Genomic DNA, 18,461 nt, shown 5'->3' on the forward strand with positions numbered 1-18,461 from the left:
GATGTCAGATAAAGAGATTAAAGTACCAAATATTGGTGAATTTAAAGACGTTGAGGTAATTGAGGTGCTAGTTTCAAATGGCCAGTCAGTTTCTAAAAATGATCCACTTATTACAATTGAGAGTGACAAATCTAGTGTTGAAATACCAGCTTCTTTTGATGGAAAGGTTAAGTCTGTTAAAATTAAAGTGGGAGATAGGGTTTCAGAAGGTGATTTAATATTAACTATAGAACAATCCGGAGAAGAAGAAAAAAAGATAGAACAAAAAACTATTAAAGAAGCAGAACAAGTTACAAATCAAAATCAAGTAGAAAAAATTGCAAAAGTTAATCCAGCACAAAATACAATAAAAAAAGATAATTCAGAAATTTCATCTGCAAGCCCAAAAGTACGTAAATTTGCTAGAGAGCTTGGGGTAAATATTAACGAAATAGTTGGTAGTGAAAGACAGGGAAGAATTGTGGAAGAAGATGTAAAAAATTTTATATCCTCTAAAATTAATAAAGCTCCAGATAAGACCGAAGTTCAATCAAAAAAAATTGTTAGTGAATATTCCCATTCTGATTTTGGTGAAATTGAAGTTAAAGATATGCCTAGGGTTAAAAAATTAGCCTCTACATATTTGGTTAATTCTTGGACAACAATACCTCATGTCACAAATCATGATGAAGCAGATATAACTGAAATGGAAGATTTTAGAACTTCACTTACCGATATGTATACAGGTGAGAGAAAAAAAATTACTCCATTAGCTTTTATTGTTAAAGCTTTAGTTGCATCTTTAAAAAAGTTTCCTAGTTTCAACTCTTCAATAGATGATATTGAAAATGGAAAAATTACAATGAAAAACTATTTTCATGTTGGAATTGCAGTGGATACCTCACATGGTTTAATGGTGCCAAAAATTAGAAATGCTGATAATAAAAACATCTCATATATTAGCAATGAATTGAAAATAGTAAGTGACCAATGTAGAAATTTAAAAATAGATAAGAAAGAATTCTTTGGAGGATCTATGACTATTACGAGTCTTGGAGGAATTGGAGGTTCATTCTTTACACCAATAATAAATTATCCAGAAGTTGCTATATTAGGAGTAGGCAAGGCACAAAAAAAACAAATTTTTATTAATGGGAAATTTGAAACAAGAACAATGCTACCGCTTTCTTTATCATATGATCACAGAATAATTGATGGAGCTGAAGCAGCTAGATTTAATAATGATCTAAAAGAAAATTTAGGCAAAAATTTTGCTTATAAATTAGCTGTATAGATATTAATGTCAAAAACATCATCATTATTTTGTGCATTATTATGTACATTCATATGGGGAACGACTTTTATAGCTCAAGATACTGGAATGGACGACATTGGTCCTTTCACTTTTAATGCTGTCAGGTTTTTTGTTGGTTTTTTAGTAGTAGCTCCTTTAGCTTTTATTTTTGAAAGAAAAAAAATATCAAAATCAGTACAAAAAAATCAAAAAGAATTTATCAACTTGGCTATTTTAATAGGCCTATCTTTATTTTTGGGATCAGCACTTCAACAAGTAGCTTTACTCTATACAGATGTTGCTAATGCTGCATTCTTTACGATTTTTTATGTGCCAATGGTCCCGTTTATAATTTTTTTCATGTATAAAAAGCCAATTCACTGGAGTATTTGGCCTTCTGTTCTTCTTTGTGTGATGGGAGGTTATTTGTTAACTAATTTTTATAGCGCAACAGTTAGAAATGGTGATGCGCTTATAATAATGGGCGCATTTTTCTGGAGTACACACATTATTTTCACTGGTAAAATTATAGAAAAATATAATCTTCCATTAACAATTGGTGCGATTCAAACTTTAATTGTTTCCTCTTTGTCATTATTTATAGGATTGATTTTTGAAGATTTTATTTGGTCCAATATTCTTAAAGAAAAATTTCAAATCTTATATGCTGGAATTTTATCTGGAGGCCTTGCATTTGTTTTACAAATATATGCACAAAAAAATATATCCCCTGCTCCCTCAGCAATAATCTTTTCTTTAGAGGGTGTTTTTGCGACAATTGCTGCTTGGATTTTATTAGATCAAATTTTAGATATAAATAATTTATTTGGATGTTTATTTATTTTATTTGGTGTTTTGTTTTCACAATTAGCACCAATATTAAAAAAAAATTAATTGTATATTATTATAAACAGAATTATTGAAATAATTATTCTGTAAATAACAAAAACATTTAAAGAAAATTTGTTTATATAATCTAGGAAAAACTTAACTGTAAAATAAGAAAATAAAAAAGAAAGAGTGATAGATATTAGCACAAGATAGTTAAGCTCAAAGCTTTGACCAATGACATTTTTTAATTGCAGTACACTTGCTCCAGCTATAGCAGGTATAGCTAGTAAAAAAGAAATTTTACTTGAATCAAATCTATTAAATCTAAAAAGTCTTGCAGCCGTTATTGTAATTCCTGCCCTACTCACACCAGGTATTAAAGCAAGTATTTGGAACAAACCAATATATAGTATTGTTTTAAAATTTAAATTAGATGATATTTTTTTATCAAAATTACTTTTATCTGCGAGATATAAGATAATTCCAAAAATTAATGTTGTCCAAGCGATTATCTTTAAATTGTTTTCTAATAGGTTAACTAGACCTGTGGAGCTGATTACGTAGCCAGCTATTACAATTGGTATTGAGCCAATAATTAATAAAGATAATAACTTCTGATTATTTCTAAGGTCTAATAACTCTCTTCTAAAATAAAAGACTATTGCAAGTAAAGAGCCAAGATGGAGACTAACATCAATCATTAGTGAGTTAGAATTAAACTCAAATATTATCTCAACAATATTCAAGTGAGCTGATGAACTAATTGGTAAAAATTCTGATATTCCCTGAACTATTGATAAGATTATAATTTCAATAATATTTGAGAACATTTAATGCTTCGTAGCTTAAATATTCAATAATTTAAACAATTCCATTTTAACATATTAGATATGCATAAATTAAAATATTATGATTTAATTGGATTTATTTCAAATTTAAGGTCATATATGTTGACCTTGTTTGTCTTTTATTACAAAAAACCTTGATATATGCTAAATTTATTGAGGGTTAAATATGTCAGAAAATATGCTTAAATTTGTTAAAATAGGTCAACAAACTCCACCTAAAAGAGAAGTTGGAAATAGAAAAGAAGACTTTAACGAAATTTATAAGGAATTTATTAACGATAAAGCAAGCGAACAATCTAGCAGGTGTTCTCAATGTGGAGTTCCTTTTTGCCAGGTCCATTGTCCATTAAGTAATAATATTCCAGATTGGCTAAAATTAACCGCAGAAGGACGATTAAAAGAGGCTTACGAATTATCTCAAAGCACTAACAACATGCCAGAGGTGTGTGGAAGAATATGTCCACAAGATAGATTGTGTGAAGGAAATTGTGTAATTGAACAATCAGGACATGGAACTGTAACCATAGGTTCAGTTGAGAAGTATATTACTGATAATGCTTGGGAACAAGGATGGGTAAATCCAATAAAGGTTAGAAATGAAAAGAGTCAAAGTATTGGAATTATAGGAGCAGGCCCAGCTGGTCTAGCTGCTGCGGAGCAGTTACGTAAGTCAGGTTATCAAATTACAGTATACGATCGATATGATAGAGCTGGTGGTTTAATGATTTATGGCATTCCAAATTTTAAATTAGAAAAATTTGTTGTAGAGAGAAGAACCAAATTATTAGAAGAAGGTGGAATTAAATTTGTTCAAAATTTTGAAGTTGGAAAAGATGCTACATTAGAGCAATTAAGAAAAAAACATGATGCTCTTTTAATTGCAACTGGAGTTTATAAAGCTCGAGAAATAGATCTTCCAGGAAAAGATTTAGGAAATATATTTCCAGCCATGGAATTTTTAACAGCTTCAAATAAAAAAGGATTAGGAGACAAGGTAGAATTATTTGATAATGGAACTTTAAATGCCGAAGGAAAAAATATTGTAGTAATTGGAGGAGGTGACACTGCAATGGACTGTGTTAGAACTTCAATTAGACAAAAAGCAAAATCAGTTAAATGCCTTTACAGGAGAGACAAAGAAAATATGCCTGGATCTGCAAGAGAAGTAGCCAATGCAGAAGAAGAGGGAGTAGAGTTTGTATGGCTATCTAGTCCCAAAGAATTTATTGGAACAAATAAAGTTGAAGGTTTGATGGTGGATAAAATCAAACTTGGGGAACCTGATGACAGTGGAAGACGTAAACCAGAAATTCAGAATAATTCTCATTTTAATATTAAGGCAGACATAGTAATTAAGGCTCTTGGTTTTGATCCAGAAAATTTACCAAAACTATTTGGTTCTGAGGATCTACAAGTTACTAAATGGGGAACATTAAAAACTAATTTTGATACTATGGAGACAAATTTACCAGGTGTGTTTGCAGCTGGAGATATTATTAGGGGCGCATCTTTAGTTGTCTGGGCCATAAAAGACGGAAGAGATGTAGCAGTATCAATAAAAAATTTTTTAGAGACCAAAGAACTCAGTAAAGAGAAGGTTGCTTAATGAAAAATTATAAAAAAAATCTTAAAATTCTTGAGGATGGTCATGTTTATTCTAAAGAAATGGAGCATGACGCTTGTGGAGTAGGGTTAATTGCTTCTACAGAAGGTAAAAAATCTAGGAAAGTAGTAGAATATGGAATTAATGCCCTAAAAGCGGTTTGGCATAGAGGAGCAGTTGATGCTGATGGAAAAACAGGTGATGGAGCTGGAATCCATTTAGAAATTCCCTCAGACTTCTTTGCTGAAAAGATAGAAATTACAGGTCACGACCATGATGGTTCTGAAATTTGTGTGGGTATGATTTTTTTACCGAGAAATAATTATCAAGCACAAGAAAATGCAAGAACTTTAGTTGAAAGTGAATTAACAAAAAGTAATTTTAGTATTTATGGATGGAGACAGGTTCCTGTAAATCCAAAAGTTTTAGGTGAAAAAGCAAATCTTACAAGACCAGAAATTACTCAAGTATTATTTAAACATAATAATAAAGATTTAACAGAAAAAGAGTTAGAAAGAAAAATTTATGAATCTAGAAGAAAAATTGAAAAAGAAGCTATTAAAGATGCGATAGAAGGTTTTTATATTTGTTCACTAAGTTCTAAGTCAGTTATTTATAAGGGAATGTTTTTAGCAGAGTCTATTGCAGATTTTTATTTAGATTTAAAAGATGAAAGGTTTATATCTCGATTTGCAATATTTCATCAAAGGTTTTCAACAAACACAGCACCTAGTTGGGATCTGGCACAACCTTTTAGAGCATTAGCTCATAATGGAGAAATAAATACATTCAAAGGAAATACAAACTGGATGAAAGTTCATGAGCAAGAAATGAATAGTCCATTATTTGATAATATGGAAAATTTAAAACCAGTTATACAACCAGGATCATCAGACTCTGCTGCACTAGATAGTGTTTTTGAACTTTTAAATATTTCTGGCCAATCAGCACCCCTTGCAAAATTAATGTTAATTCCAGATGCATGGTCTAAAAAAAGTCAAACATTATCAAAAGATCACCAACAATTATTTAATTTTTTAAATAGCACAATGGAGCCATGGGATGGACCAGCTGCTATTGCAGCTACCGATAATGAATGGGCCATTGTAGCAGCTGATAGAAATGGGTTACGCCCAATGAGATATACTATTTCAAAAGATAAAATATTGTGTGCAGGATCAGAGACGGGAATGGTTGAAATCGATGAGAAGCAAATTCTTAAAAAAGGCAGATTAGGACCTGGAGAAATTCTTGGAGTTAGAATAGCTAAAGGTAAAGTATTCTCTAATGTTGAAATAAAAGACTATCTAGCAAAAGAGTTTAAACATTTTAACAATCAAATAATTGATTTAGAAAAGAAATTCCCAATAAAGAATGAAAAATCTACTTTTTCAGGTGATGAGCTAAAAAAAAGACAACATACATTTGGTTATAGTTTAGAAGATCTGGAGCTCATTCTTCACCCGATGGCAGAAGATGCAAAAGAAGCCATTGGCTCTATGGGTGATGATACTCCACTTGCGGTATTGTCTGACCGTTATAGACCGCTTTACCATTTTTTTAGACAAAATTTTAGTCAAGTTACAAATCCACCAATTGATTCTTTAAGAGAAAACAAGGTTATGAGTTTAAAAACTCGTTTTGGTAATCTTGGAAATATTTTAGATTTTACTAATTTAACAGAAGAAAACATATACGTTTTAGACAGCCCCATATTATCAAATTCTCAATTAGAAAAATTTATTAATTTTTTTGGGGAAAAATCAATAACAATTGATTGTACTTTTGATAAAAGTGAAAATCTTGAAACTTCTATTGAGAGAATTAGAAAAGAGTCTGAAATTGCAGTTCGACAAGGCCTCACGCAATTAGTTTTAAGTGATAAAAATATTTCTGAAAAAAGATTACCAATCCCAATGCTATTATGTGTTGGTGCAATAAATACTTATCTTATTAAAAAAAAATTAAGAGGCTATGCATCAATCAATGCTCAAACTGGAGAAGCATTAGACACGCATTCTTTTGCAACACTTATAGGTGTTGGGGCAACTACTGTTAATCCTTATTTAGCACTGGATAGTTTATATCAAAGGTTTGAAAAAAAATTATTTGGAAAGTTTGAGTACGATGAATGCATAGACAGATATATACAATCAGTAAATTATGGACTTCTGAAAATAATGTCAAAAATGGGAATTTCAGTCATAAGCTCTTATAGAGGTGGATGTAATTTTGAAACAGTTGGTTTGAGTAGAACAGTAGCATCAGAATACTTTCCAGGAATTTTATCAAAAATTTCAGGCATAGGGTTAAATGGAATAGAAAAAAAATTAAGAACTATTCACAAAGAAGCATTTGAAGGAACGGATGCAGTTTTACCAATCGGAGGAATTTATAGATATAGAAAAGATGGTGAAACTCATCAATATCAAGGTAAGCTCATTCATCTTTTGCAAAGTGCAGTTTCATCAAATTCTTTTGAAGCTTATAAAAAATATGCAGAAGGTATTTATAATCTTCCTCCTATACACCTTAGAGACTTGATTGGATTTAAAGATAAAAATTTAAACCCATCCTTAGATATTTCAGAAGTAGAACCAATCGAAAATATTTTAACAAGATTTGGAAGTGGAAGTATGTCTCATGGTGCATTATCGAAAGAAGCACACGAAACATTAGCTATAGGAATGAATAGAATTAAAGGAGCCTCTTGTAGTGGTGAAGGTGGAGAAGATGAAAAAAGATTTATTAAGATGGAAAACGGAGATAGTGCTAATTCTAGAGTTAAGCAAATAGCCTCAGCAAGATTTGGAGTAACACTTAAATATCTAAATAACTGTAACGAAATAGAGATTAAAATTGCACAAGGAGCAAAACCTGGTGAGGGAGGTCAATTACCAGGGTTTAAAGTTACGGAAGAAATTGCTAAATTAAGACATTCAACTCCGGGTGTAACCCTAATATCACCACCACCTCACCATGATATTTATTCTATCGAGGATTTAGCTCAATTAATTTATGATCTTAAACAAGCAAATCCAAAAGCAAGAGTTGGTGTAAAATTAGTAGCATCCTCTGGGATAGGAACAATCGCAGCTGGGGTAGCTAAAGCTAAAGCAGATATAATTTTAATTTCTGGACATAATGGAGGAACAGGAGCTACACCGCAAACAAGTGTTAAATATGTGGGGATACCCTGGGAGATGGGATTAACTGAAGCTAATCAAGTTTTAACTTTAAATAATTTAAGGCATAAAGTTACTCTAAGAACAGATGGTGGAATTAAAACAGGAAGAGATGTTGTTATTGCAGCCATGATGGGAGCAGAAGAATATGGAGTAGCTACTACAGCTTTAGTAGCTATGGGATGTATAATGGTTAGACAGTGTCACTCAAACACATGTCCAGTTGGAGTTTGTACTCAAGATGAAAAACTAAGAGAAAAATTTTCTGGTACGCCAGAAAAGGTAGTCAACTTATTTAAATTTATAGCTGAGGAAGTAAGAGAAATTTTAGCACAAATAGGATTTAAATCATTAAATGAAATAATTGGTAGGACTGATTTATTAAGACAGGTAAGTAAAGCTTCACCAAACTTAGACGATTTAGATCTTAACCCTTTATTTGTTCAAACAGATGCTGGTGAGAACACAAGATACTGTACAGTTCCAGAAATAAATTCTGTTCCAGATACTTTGGATCAAGAAATTTTACCTGAAATTAAAGAACAAATTGGAAAAGTAAAAATTATTGAAAAGGAATATATTATTAAAAATACTCATAGGACAGTTGGAACAAGAATTTCTAATCATCTTTATGAAAAATATGGATCTGAAAAACTAGATGATGGCTTTTTATCTTTAAAGTTTAAAGGATCAGCTGGACAGTCATTTGGTGCATTTGCAATAAAAGGCTTAAAACTTATTTTAAAAGGTGATGCTAATGATTATGTTGGCAAAGGTTTATCAGGCGCAACAGTCGTAGTTAAACTTCCTGACGAAAGTAATCTAGTTTCACATGAGAATACCATAATAGGAAATACAGTTTTGTATGGAGCAACATCCGGAAAACTTTTTGCAGCAGGTCAAGCTGGAGAAAGGTATGCTGTAAGAAATTCAGGATCAATTTCAGTTATTGAAGGATGCGATTCTAATGCTTGTGAATATATGACTGGTGGCACAGTTGTAATTCTAGGCGATGTAGGAGACAATTTTGGAGCTGGAATGACTGGCGGAATGGCGTTTATTTACGATATAAATAAGAAATTTGATAAAAAAGTAAACCCAGAGACTGTAGTATGGCAAACACCTGAAACAGATTATTGGATAACTTATTTAAAAAATTTAGTTCAAGAGCATCACCAGGAGACAAATTCAGATTTTTCTAAAAAGATTATAGAAAATTTTGATAGAGAAATTTCTAATTTTATTCAAGTTTGTCCAAAAGAAATGATTGATAAGCTAAAAAACCCAATAAGTTTAAAATCTATTATAAAAGAAGTTAGTTAAAATGAAGGATATAAATATTTTTTGTTTTGGTTTTGGCCAAGTCGCAAAAAATTTTATAAAGAAGCTTAGTGTTGAGCAGTATAATATTAATTTGTCAGCAACCTCTAGAAATGAGTCTTCAAAAAAATCATTCAACAGTATTAATTATAATAGCTATCTATTTAATAGTGAGAACTTTGATCAAAGTTTAGTTGTAAAATTAAAAGAAGCAGATCATATCTTGGTTTCTATACCACCAGAAAATCAAGAAGATTTAGTTATAAAAAATTTTTCTAAATTTATAGAAAGCTCCAAAGCAAAATGGATAACATACTTATCAGCCACTAGCATTTATGGTGATCATAAAGGAGAGTGGGTTAATGAAAATAGCAAAACAAACCCAATTTCAAATAATGGTATTGCAAGATTGAAAGCTGAAAATGCATGGTTTTCTCTAGAGAAAAATAAGAAAGTACCAATTCAGATATTTAGGTTATCTGGAATTTATTCTAATGAAAAAAATATTTTAATGCGTCTAAAATCAGGAGGCGTGAAAGTGATCAATAAAAAAAATCATTTTTTTTCTAGAATTCATGTAGATGATATTTCAAATATATTATTTAAATCTTTATCAAAATTTAAGTCAGGAGAAATATATAATCTATCTGATGATAAACCGTCTACATCTGAAGAGGTTACTTTATTTGGAGCAAAAATATTAAATATTGAAAATATCGAAAAAATTGAAGTTGACCAAATTAAAGGTGAGATGTTGAAAAATTTTTATAATGAGTCTAAAAAAGTTAGCAACAAAAAGATGAAAAGTTATTTTAATTATAATTTAAAATTTCCAAGCTATATCGAAGGATTAAACCATATTAGCTGTAATTTTATTTAGCTCTAAGAGTATTTTTTTTAAACCTCGTTTACTTGATAAGCTGTGATCACCATTTTTTATTATCACTAATTTTTTATTAGCTTTAGTAAATAACTTAAGAACTTTTCTAGAATAACTTGTTGGAACAACTTCATCTTTACTTCCATGAATCATAGTTACATTGATTTTGGATTTTATGTTTTTATTCAAGATTTTATTTTTTCTACCATCTTTTATTAACTGATAGGTGATTGGATACTCATAATTACCATGTTTTAAGTTATAAATTCCTTTCTTTATAGTTTCATTTTTCATTTTTTTTGTAAATTTTTTCCACATTAGGTTTTGTAAAAACTCTGGAGCCGAACCAATTCCTAAAAAACCTTTAATTTGATCTTTAAAATATTTAAATTGATTTAAGGAGAGCCACGCTCCCATACTTGAACCAACTAAGATAAATTTATTTTTTTTAACTATTTTTTTTATTACTATTTCAACTTCTTTTGACCATTGTGTGATATTTCCCTTGGTAAATTTTCCCGAAGATTTTCCATGACCAGAATATTCAAGAGCAAGAAAACCAAGCTTATTTTTTTTTGCAAATTTTTGTATTGCTTGAGGTTTTTCACCTTCAATGTTTGACATAAAACCATGTAAAAAAACAATATAAAGATTATCTCTATATTCCTTACTTAAGTATCTTATTTGCTTGTTATTAAGGATCTTAATGTATTTAAATTTATTCATATAAGTTTATTAGAATTAATTCTTAATATATAGTTCTATCAAATGTCTTCAGAATTAAAAGTACTGCAAGTAATTCCTAAACTTGGATATGGGGGTGCAGAAACAGGCTGTTACGATCTTGCACACTATTTACCAGAAAATAATTGTGGTTCTTATATAGTAACTAGCGGAGGAGAGTTATTAAAATTTATTGATAAAAAAAAAGTAAAAGTAATAAAACTTCCCGTCCATAGTAAAAATCCATTTTTAATGCTCTTTAATTCAATAGCTTTGATTTTTATTATTTTACTAAATAATATATCTATTGTTCATGCAAGAAGTCGTGCTCCAGCTTGGTCTTGTTTGTTTGCAACAAAAATTACAAGAAGAAAGTTTGTTACAACTTTTCATGGTACTTATAATTTTAAAAACTCAATTAAAAAATTCTATAATTCAGTAATGGTTAGATCAGATTTAATAATAGCAGGATCAAATTTTATTTTTTCACATATTAATCAAAATTATCCAAAATTTTTAGATTTAAAAAAAAAATTCTTAGTAATTTTTAGGGGAATTAATGTCGATTATTTTGAATTATCAACAATTTTAGACAGTGAAGAAAACAGACTTATTTCAGATTGGGAAGTTGATAGAAATAAAAAAACGATCCTAATGCCAGGTCGGTTAACTGCTTGGAAAGGTCAGGAGACATTTATTGAGGCATTAAATCTTGTTAATAAAGAGTTGGGGTATGATTCTTTTAATGCAGTTATTTTGGGTAGCGATCAAGGAAGAGACATTTATACCAAAAAAATTAAAAGATTGGCTGAGCAATATAGGTTAACTAGTCAGTTAAAATTTATAGAACATTGTAAAAATATGCCGTTAGCCTACAAAATATCAGACATTGTTGTTTCAGCCTCAGTAGAACCTGAAGCTTTTGGAAGGGTAGCAGTTGAAGCCCAATCAATGGAAAAACCAATAATTGCAAGTGATATTGGGGGATCTAATGAAACTATTATCGATAACGTGACAGGTTTTTTATTTCAGTCTGGTAATGCAGAAGCTTTGAGTAAAAAAATAATAGAAGTCTTACAATTAGACGAATCTAGATTGAAATCTATTGGTATAGAAGGTAGAAAAAATATAATTAAAAAATTTAATGTTGAAAAAATGTGTTTTTCTACATATTCAGAATACAAAAAATTATTGAATTAAATGCCATTAATAACATTGCCAGATGGAAACACTATTGAATTTCCAAATAAAGTAACAGGACTTGAGGTTGCTGAAAAGATTAGTAAATCTTTATCAAAGCAGGCAACTATTATTAGTGTTAATGAAGAGCTTAAGGATTTAAGTTTTGTTTTAGATAAAGATTGCTCAGTCAAAATTTTTACTTCAAAAGATAAAGAAGGATTAGAAACTATCCGTCATGATACGGCCCATATAACTGCAATGGCTGTTCAAGAACTCTTTCCTGGAACACAAGTTACAATTGGTCCAATTATAGAAAATGGATTTTATTATGATTTTTCAAGAAAAGAACCCTTTACAGAAGATGATTTAAATAAAATTGAAAATAAAATGAAAGAAATTGTTGATAGAGATGTTCCAACTACAAGAGAAGTTTGGAAAAGAGATAAGGCCATATCTCATTTCAAAGATAAAGGAGAAGTATACAAGGCTGAAATTATTGAAAGTATTCCACAGGGTGAAGATGTTTCCATATATTTTCATGGAGACTGGCATGATTTATGCAGAGGCCCTCATCTGTCTTCAACGGGAAAAATTGGTAAGTACTTTAAATTAACAAAGGTATCAGGGGCTTATTGGAGAGGTGACTCAAACAATGAAATGTTGCAAAGAATTTATGGAACAAGTTGGGCATCACAAAAAGATTTAGATGAATATTTAAAAAGAATAGAAGAAGCAGAAAAAAGAGACCACAGAAAACTTGGAAAAGAAATGGATTTATTTCACTTTAGGGAAGAAAGTCCAGGATCAGTATTTTGGCATGAAAAAGGTTGGAAGTTATTTCAAAAATTAGTTGCATATATGAGAGCTAGACAAGAAAAAGCTGGCTACAAAGAAGTGAACACTCCTGAAATTTTAGATAGATCTCTTTGGGAAAAATCTGGCCACTGGGAAAAATATGGAGAGCATATGTATACTTCTCAAACACCAGATGAAAAAATATTTGCAATAAAACCAATGAATTGTCCAGGTCACGTACAAGTTTTTAATCAAGGATTAAAAAGTTACCGAGATCTTCCTTTAAGAATTTCAGAATTTGGAAAAGTACACAGATATGAGCCTTCAGGTGCTTTACATGGACTTTTAAGAGTTAGAGCTTTTACTCAAGATGATGCTCATATTTTTTGCACAGAAGATCAAATTACATCAGAATGTTTGATTGTTACTAATTTAATTTTAGATATCTATAAAGATCTTGGATTTAAAGATGTAATATTAAAATACTCAGATAGACCAGACTTAAGAGTTGGTGATGATAATGTATGGGACAAAGCTGAAAAAGCTTTATTAGATGCAGTTAAAGCTTCAAAGCTTCAATACACAATTAATAAAGGAGAGGGAGCATTCTATGGTCCAAAAATTGAATTTGTTTTACGAGATGCTATTGGTAGGGATTGGCAATGTGGAACTTTACAGGTAGACCTTAATTTACCAGGAAGATTAGATGCTTCTTTTGTTGATAAAGATGGAACTAAAAAAATTCCTGTAATGCTTCATAGGGCGTTATTTGGATCATTAGAAAGATTTATTGGAATTCTTATAGAAAATTATGCAGGTAAGTTTCCATTTTGGATAGCTCCTTTACAAGTTGTTGTAATTCCAATTTCAGAGGAATTTGATTCTTATGCAAAAGAAGTAAATGAAAAAATTAATAATGCAGGCATAAGCTCTGAGGTAGATTTAAAAAACCATAACCTAAATTATAAAATTAGAGAACATTCACTATCAAAAATACCACTTTTATTGATTTGTGGAAAAAAAGAAGTTGACAGTAACTCAGTAACGATTAGAAGATTGGATACTAACAAACAAGAAAATATGGAATTAAATTTATTCTTAGAAACTTTCTCAGCTTTAAACAAAGCATCCTCAAACTAAGTGGCAGATTTTAAACAAAATTATTTTCAAAGAAGAACTAAAGATAAAGGTCCAAGATCTAACAATAGAATTTCTTCACCTGAGGTTCAAGTAATTGGAAGCGATGGTGAAAATATAGGAATCATAAATACAAATGAAGCCATATCAATGGCTAAAGAGCAAGGATTGGATTTAATTGAAATAGCTCCAAACGCAAAACCACCTGTATGTAAAATTATTGATATGGGTAAATTTAAATATGATGCTCAAAAAAAAGCAAATGTTGCTAAAAAGAAACAAAAAATAGTTTTATTAAAAGAAATTAAAATGAGACCAGTTACAGAAACTCATGATTATGATTTTAAAGTTAAAAATGCTAAAAAATTTATTGGAAAAGGTGACAAGGTAAAATTTACAATACGATTTAAGGGTAGAGAGCTACAACACTCACACCTAGGTAGAGAATTAATGGATAAAATAAAAGCTGATATGCAAGATATTGGCAAAGTTGAATTGCACCCAAAGTTTGATGGTAAGCAAATGATCATGGTTATTCAGCCTTTATAAGGCTTAATAGAGGTTGTAAATCCATTCCAATATTTGTATAAGTCCGCAGAATTATGCCAAAATTAAAAACTAAAAGTTCAGCAAAAAAAAGATTTAAAATCTCAGCTACAGGGAAAGTTATGATGGCTCAAGCTGGAAAGAGACATGGTATGATAAAAAGAACAAATTCACAAATTAGAAAATTAAGAGGCACGACTGCTATGTCAAAACAAGATGGCAAAATAGTTAAATCATACATGCCTTACAGTTTAAGAGGATAAAATGGCTAGAGTAAAAAGAGGTGTAACAAGTCACGCAAAACATAAAAAAGTTTTAAAAGCTGTCAAAGGTCAATGGGGCAGAAGAAAAAGCACTATAAGAGTAGCAAAGCAAGCTATGGAAAAAGCTATGCAATATGCATACAGAGACCGTAGAACTAAAAAAAGAGAATTTAAATCTTTATGGATACAAAGAATTAATGCAGGTGTTAGATCTGAAGGAATAACTTATTCAAAATTTATTAATGGTTTAACTAAATGTGGAATTAAGTTAGATAGAAAAATACTAGCTGAAATAGCATACGATAGCCCAGAAGCCTTTAAAACGATCGTTCAAAAAGCTCAATCGGCACTAAATTAATCTTCACTATTGTTTTTCTTCGGTGAAGAAATAATCTCTAAATATGTCTGATATTAAAAAAATAAAAGATGAATTTCTTTTAAAGTTAAAAGAAAATTTGGATTTAAATCAAGTTAATCAAATTAAAACAGAACTATTTGGTAAAACTGGGTTAATCAGCTCGCAATTTAAACAGCTTGGAAAATTAGCAGAAGAAGAAAGAAAAAAATTTGCATCAGATTTAAACTTAGTCAAAAGTGAACTTGAAAATTTAATTACTATAAAAATTGATGATATTGAAAAAAAAGAGATTAACAAAAAATTAGAAAAAGAAAAAATAGATATAACTTTACCAGAGAGACCTTTTGTTCAGGGAAAAATTCATCCTGTATCTCAAGTTATAGATGAAATTTCTTCAATTTTTTCAGAAATTGGTTTTAGTGTAGAAGAGGGACCAGATGTTGAAAATGAATATAATAATTTTACTGCGTTAAATACACCTGATAACCATCCTGCTAGAGATATGCATGATACTTTTTATCTAGATGATGCAAAAGAGCTACTTTTAAGAACACATACTTCACCAGTTCAAATTAGAACAATGCTTAATGATAAACCACCTTTTAAAATAATAGCACCAGGGCGAACATATAGATCTGACAGCGATCAAACTCATACTCCAATGTTTCATCAAGTCGAAGGGCTACATATTGATAAAAATATTAATATGGGGCATTTAAAAGGATGCTTAAATTATTTTATTAAAGAGTTTTTTGAGGTTGATAAAATTAAAATGAGATTTAGACCTAGTCATTTCCCATTTACAGAGCCATCTGCAGAAGTTGATATTGGTTATGAAATAAAAGATGGAAAAATAGTAATTGGGGAAGGTGATAAATGGCTAGAAGTTTTAGGTTGTGGAATGGTTCATCCCAATGTTTTAAAAAATGTTAAAGTAAACCCTGATGAATTCCAAGGTTATGCATTTGGAATAGGAATAGATAGGCTCGCAATGTTGAAATATGGCATTAATGATTTAAGAGCCTTTTTTGATTGTGACTATAGATGGCTAAATCATTTTGGATTTGATCCAATAGATGTCCCAACAAACTATAGGGGCTTAAGCCGATGAAGATTACAACAGCATGGCTCAAAGATCATTTAGATACCAAACTTAATGAAAATCAAATCATCGATAAACTTACAGATATTGGTTTAGAAGTAGAGGGTGTTGATAGTCAATCAGGAGAGCTTGATCAATTTGTAATTGCTAAAATTTTGAAGGCTGAAAAGCATCCTGATGCAGATAGGCTTAGAGTATGTGATGTTGATATAGGTTTAGGCAAACCAGTAAAAGTTGTTTGTGGAGCTCCAAATGCTAAAGAGGGTTTATTAACAATTTATGCTCCTCCTGGCGCTGTAGTGCCAAAAAATAAAATGAAATTGGTGGTAAGTAAAATAAGAGGTGTAACCTCATATGGAATGCTTTGTTCAGAATCTGAACTTAACATATCAAACGAAAGTGATGGCATAACAGAGCTTTTACCAGAAAAATATAACAAAAAAGTAGGAGAAAATTATTTTCCAAAAAAAAATTTAAATGTAATTGATATTTCTATTACACCAAATAGAGCAGATTGCTTAGGGGTTAGAGGGATAGCAAGAGATTTAGCTGCTGCAGGTGCGGGAAGATTAATAAATCAAAAAGAAAAAAAACTTGATAAAAAAAATAAACAAACAATTAGTGTAAAAATTGAAAATGAAAAAAATCAAGCATGTATATCCTTTGGTAGTTGTTTAATTAAAGGAGTAAAAAATACTGAAAGTCCAGAGTGGCTAAAAGACAAAATAATTGCTCTAGGCCAAAAACCTATTTCAGCAATAGTTGATATTACAAATTATGTAATGTTTGATTTAAATAGACCACTTCATGCATATGATGTTGATAAAATAGATAAAGGAATAGTTGTAAGAAATTCTAAAAAAGGTGAATCATTCGAAGCATTAGATAATAAGGAGTATAAATTAGAGGATGAGATGTGTGTCATATCAGATGCGTCAGGTGTATTAGGTCTTGGAGGCATAATAGGAGGCATAAGAACTGGAACTGAACTAGATACAAAGAATGTGTTAATTGAGTCTGCTTACTTTAGTCCACGATCAATCAGAAAATCATCTAAAATCTTGAATATAGATACGGATGCAAAATTTAGATTTGAAAGAGGTATTGATCCATTATCAATTGACCAAGGACTGGAAAGAGCAGCTAATTTAATACAGGAAATATGTGGTGGTGAAGTTAGTGAATTTGATATTCAAAAAATTGAAGATGTTAAAAAAAAATCATTAAAATTTGATCCTTCTTTGTTTGAAAAAATTACTGGATTTAATATTGATATAAAAGAAATGATAAAAATCTTAGATAACCTAGGATTTGAAATTGAAGAAAGTAAGGGAATGCTAGATGTCGTTATACCATCTTGGAGACCAGATATTTCACAAGAAGTTGATGTGGTAGAAGAACTTGTAAGAATTAAGGGCTATGATCAAATTAAAATTATTGATCCTGAAAAAGTTAGAAAAAAACAAACATTAAATTTAAAACAGAAATTATTTCATTTTTTACAAAGATCTATTGCTTCTAAGGGGTATTTTGAAACTATCACATGGTCTTTTACCGACAGTAAAATTAATCAACTATTCATTGAAAATAACAAAGAAATTAAAATAATTAATCCTATAAGTTCTGATTTGAACGTTTTGCGAAGTTCAATTTTTTCTAATTTGATAATTCATTTGAATAAGAATTTAGGAAGAGGATTTAAAGATTTGTCATTTTTTGAAATAGGTCCAACTTTTTTAGGATCTGAGCCAGGTGAGCAACAGACAGTAGCTACTGGATTGAGATCAGGAAAATTGGCTAGGCAGAGCTGGCTGGAAAAAGAAAGATTAATAGATGTGTTTGATGTTAAAAGTGATGTTATCAAAAGTTTAGTTGAAGCAGGTTATAATAAAGATAAGCTCTATATTGATGATGAAACACCAAGCTATTATCACCCTGGAAAATCAGGAAGAATATTTCTTAACAAAGGAAAAGAAAAAGTAGTTGCTTTTTTTGGTGATATTCACCCAGGTATATTAAAAAAATTAGATATTAAAGTTGAATCTTTAGTGGGTTTTGAAATATTTTTAGACAATTTAAAACAGCCAAAAAAATCATTAAAAGATCAAAAAACTCAGTATAAATATTCAGATTTTCAAAAATCAGAAAGAGATTTTGCTTTTGTTTTAGATAAAAATTTTAAAGTTCAAGAATTAATTGAAGCCATCTCTAATGTAGACAAAGAGTTGATAAAATCTGTCAAAGTATTTGATGTTTATGAAGGAGCGAATATTCCTGAAGGTAAAAAATCAATTGCATTAAATGTAATTATTCAATCTTTAGAAAAAACTTTGGCTGAGGATGATTTAAACAAAATTAATCAACTTATTATTTCAGCTGTTGAATCTAAAACTGGTGCTAAGATTAGATCATAAT

The 18,461-nt window shown here is 30.1% G+C and carries 14 protein-coding genes; 12 read left to right on the plus strand and 2 right to left on the minus strand.

Features of this window, described 5'->3' with window-relative positions:
- Position 1 precedes the first annotated feature (1 nt).
- The gene (locus tag AC5SL9_RS00115; protein ID WP_494574390.1) at positions 2-1,273 is read left to right on the plus strand and encodes a 2-oxo acid dehydrogenase subunit E2; all 1,272 of its coding nucleotides are present in this window, start codon (positions 2-4) and stop codon (positions 1,271-1,273) included.
- A gap of 6 nt (positions 1,274-1,279) precedes the next feature.
- Positions 1,280-2,167: a DMT family transporter gene (locus tag AC5SL9_RS00120; protein WP_027306820.1), complete on the plus strand. Its 888-nt coding sequence runs from the start codon at positions 1,280-1,282 to the stop codon at positions 2,165-2,167.
- Here the strand turns inward: AC5SL9_RS00120 and AC5SL9_RS00125 are convergent.
- A complete protein-coding gene (locus tag AC5SL9_RS00125) occupies positions 2,164-2,934 on the minus strand; it encodes an undecaprenyl-diphosphate phosphatase (RefSeq protein WP_494574069.1) in 771 nt (256 codons plus the stop codon). The two genes, AC5SL9_RS00120 and AC5SL9_RS00125, sit on opposite strands and share 4 nt — an antisense overlap.
- A gap of 184 nt (positions 2,935-3,118) precedes the next feature.
- On the opposite strand from AC5SL9_RS00125, the gene AC5SL9_RS00130 reads away from it, so the two are divergent.
- From AC5SL9_RS00130 to AC5SL9_RS00140, 3 genes are read left to right on the plus strand one after another with little or no spacing between them, the layout of a single operon-like run.
- Positions 3,119-4,558, plus strand: a complete 1,440-nt coding sequence (locus AC5SL9_RS00130; protein ID WP_494574070.1) for an NAD(P)-dependent oxidoreductase — start codon at positions 3,119-3,121, stop codon at positions 4,556-4,558.
- Positions 4,558-9,063, plus strand: coding sequence for a glutamate synthase large subunit (gene gltB, locus AC5SL9_RS00135; protein ID WP_494574071.1), 4,506 nt, complete (start codon positions 4,558-4,560; stop codon positions 9,061-9,063). The genes AC5SL9_RS00130 and gltB overlap by 1 nt, the downstream gene beginning before the upstream one ends.
- A 1-nt stretch (position 9,064) precedes the next feature.
- Positions 9,065-9,940: a Rossmann-fold NAD(P)-binding domain-containing protein gene (locus AC5SL9_RS00140; protein WP_494574072.1), complete on the plus strand. Its 876-nt coding sequence runs from the start codon at positions 9,065-9,067 to the stop codon at positions 9,938-9,940.
- Here AC5SL9_RS00140 and AC5SL9_RS00145 read toward each other — a convergent pair.
- Positions 9,911-10,666, minus strand: coding sequence for an alpha/beta hydrolase (locus AC5SL9_RS00145; RefSeq protein WP_041185775.1), 756 nt, complete (start codon positions 10,664-10,666; stop codon positions 9,911-9,913). The genes AC5SL9_RS00140 and AC5SL9_RS00145 overlap by 30 nt on opposite strands.
- 42 nt (positions 10,667-10,708) lie before the next feature.
- Between AC5SL9_RS00145 and AC5SL9_RS00150 the strand changes: the two genes are divergently transcribed.
- Genes AC5SL9_RS00150 through pheT form a run of 7 tightly spaced genes read left to right on the plus strand, consistent with a single transcriptional unit; the run spans position 10,709 to position 18,460 of the window.
- A complete protein-coding gene (locus AC5SL9_RS00150; RefSeq protein ID WP_271625619.1) occupies positions 10,709-11,863 on the plus strand; it encodes a glycosyltransferase family 4 protein in 1,155 nt (384 codons plus the stop codon).
- Positions 11,864-13,780 carry a threonine--tRNA ligase gene (thrS, locus tag AC5SL9_RS00155; protein WP_494574073.1) on the plus strand — a complete coding sequence of 639 codons (1,917 nt, stop codon included), beginning with the start codon at positions 11,864-11,866 and terminating at the stop codon, positions 13,778-13,780.
- Entirely contained in the window at positions 13,781-14,326 is a 546-nt protein-coding gene (infC, locus tag AC5SL9_RS00160; RefSeq protein WP_006997463.1) for a translation initiation factor IF-3, read from the plus strand. It begins immediately after the preceding gene.
- 53 nt (positions 14,327-14,379) lie between these two features.
- Entirely contained in the window at positions 14,380-14,586 is a 207-nt protein-coding gene (rpmI, locus tag AC5SL9_RS00165; protein ID WP_006997462.1) for a 50S ribosomal protein L35, read from the plus strand.
- A gap of 1 nt (position 14,587) precedes the next feature.
- Complete coding sequence (gene rplT / locus AC5SL9_RS00170; protein WP_006997461.1) at positions 14,588-14,944, plus strand: 50S ribosomal protein L20; 357 nt, start codon at positions 14,588-14,590, stop codon at positions 14,942-14,944.
- Between the two features lie 43 nt (positions 14,945-14,987).
- Positions 14,988-16,055: a phenylalanine--tRNA ligase subunit alpha gene (gene pheS / locus AC5SL9_RS00175; RefSeq protein ID WP_494574074.1), complete on the plus strand. Its 1,068-nt coding sequence runs from the start codon at positions 14,988-14,990 to the stop codon at positions 16,053-16,055.
- Positions 16,052-18,460 carry a phenylalanine--tRNA ligase subunit beta gene (gene pheT / locus AC5SL9_RS00180; protein WP_494574075.1) on the plus strand — a complete coding sequence of 803 codons (2,409 nt, stop codon included), beginning with the start codon at positions 16,052-16,054 and terminating at the stop codon, positions 18,458-18,460. Before pheS ends, pheT begins: the two co-directional genes overlap by 4 nt.
- The last annotated feature ends 1 nt before the right edge of the window (position 18,461 follow it).

This window comes from Candidatus Pelagibacter sp. PS_37, from assembly GCF_059417825.1.

Excerpts from the sequence above, each read along its gene's own strand:
- AC5SL9_RS00115 (WP_494574390.1), top strand. The coding sequence starts at position 2 with ATGTCAGATAAAGAGATTAAAGTACCAAATATTGGTGAATTTAAAGAC.
- AC5SL9_RS00120 (WP_027306820.1), top strand. The coding sequence starts at position 1,280 with ATGTCAAAAACATCATCATTATTTTGTGCATTATTATGTACATTCATA.
- AC5SL9_RS00125 (WP_494574069.1), bottom strand. The coding sequence starts at position 2,934 with ATGTTCTCAAATATTATTGAAATTATAATCTTATCAATAGTTCAGGGA.
- AC5SL9_RS00130 (WP_494574070.1), top strand. The coding sequence starts at position 3,119 with ATGTCAGAAAATATGCTTAAATTTGTTAAAATAGGTCAACAAACTCCA.
- gltB (WP_494574071.1), top strand. The coding sequence starts at position 4,558 with ATGAAAAATTATAAAAAAAATCTTAAAATTCTTGAGGATGGTCATGTT.
- AC5SL9_RS00140 (WP_494574072.1), top strand. The coding sequence starts at position 9,065 with ATGAAGGATATAAATATTTTTTGTTTTGGTTTTGGCCAAGTCGCAAAA.
- AC5SL9_RS00145 (WP_041185775.1), bottom strand. The coding sequence starts at position 10,666 with ATGAATAAATTTAAATACATTAAGATCCTTAATAACAAGCAAATAAGA.
- AC5SL9_RS00150 (WP_271625619.1), top strand. The coding sequence starts at position 10,709 with ATGTCTTCAGAATTAAAAGTACTGCAAGTAATTCCTAAACTTGGATAT.
- thrS (WP_494574073.1), top strand. The coding sequence starts at position 11,864 with ATGCCATTAATAACATTGCCAGATGGAAACACTATTGAATTTCCAAAT.
- rpmI (WP_006997462.1), top strand. The coding sequence starts at position 14,380 with ATGCCAAAATTAAAAACTAAAAGTTCAGCAAAAAAAAGATTTAAAATC.
- rplT (WP_006997461.1), top strand. The coding sequence starts at position 14,588 with ATGGCTAGAGTAAAAAGAGGTGTAACAAGTCACGCAAAACATAAAAAA.
- pheS (WP_494574074.1), top strand. The coding sequence starts at position 14,988 with ATGTCTGATATTAAAAAAATAAAAGATGAATTTCTTTTAAAGTTAAAA.
- pheT (WP_494574075.1), top strand. The coding sequence starts at position 16,052 with ATGAAGATTACAACAGCATGGCTCAAAGATCATTTAGATACCAAACTT.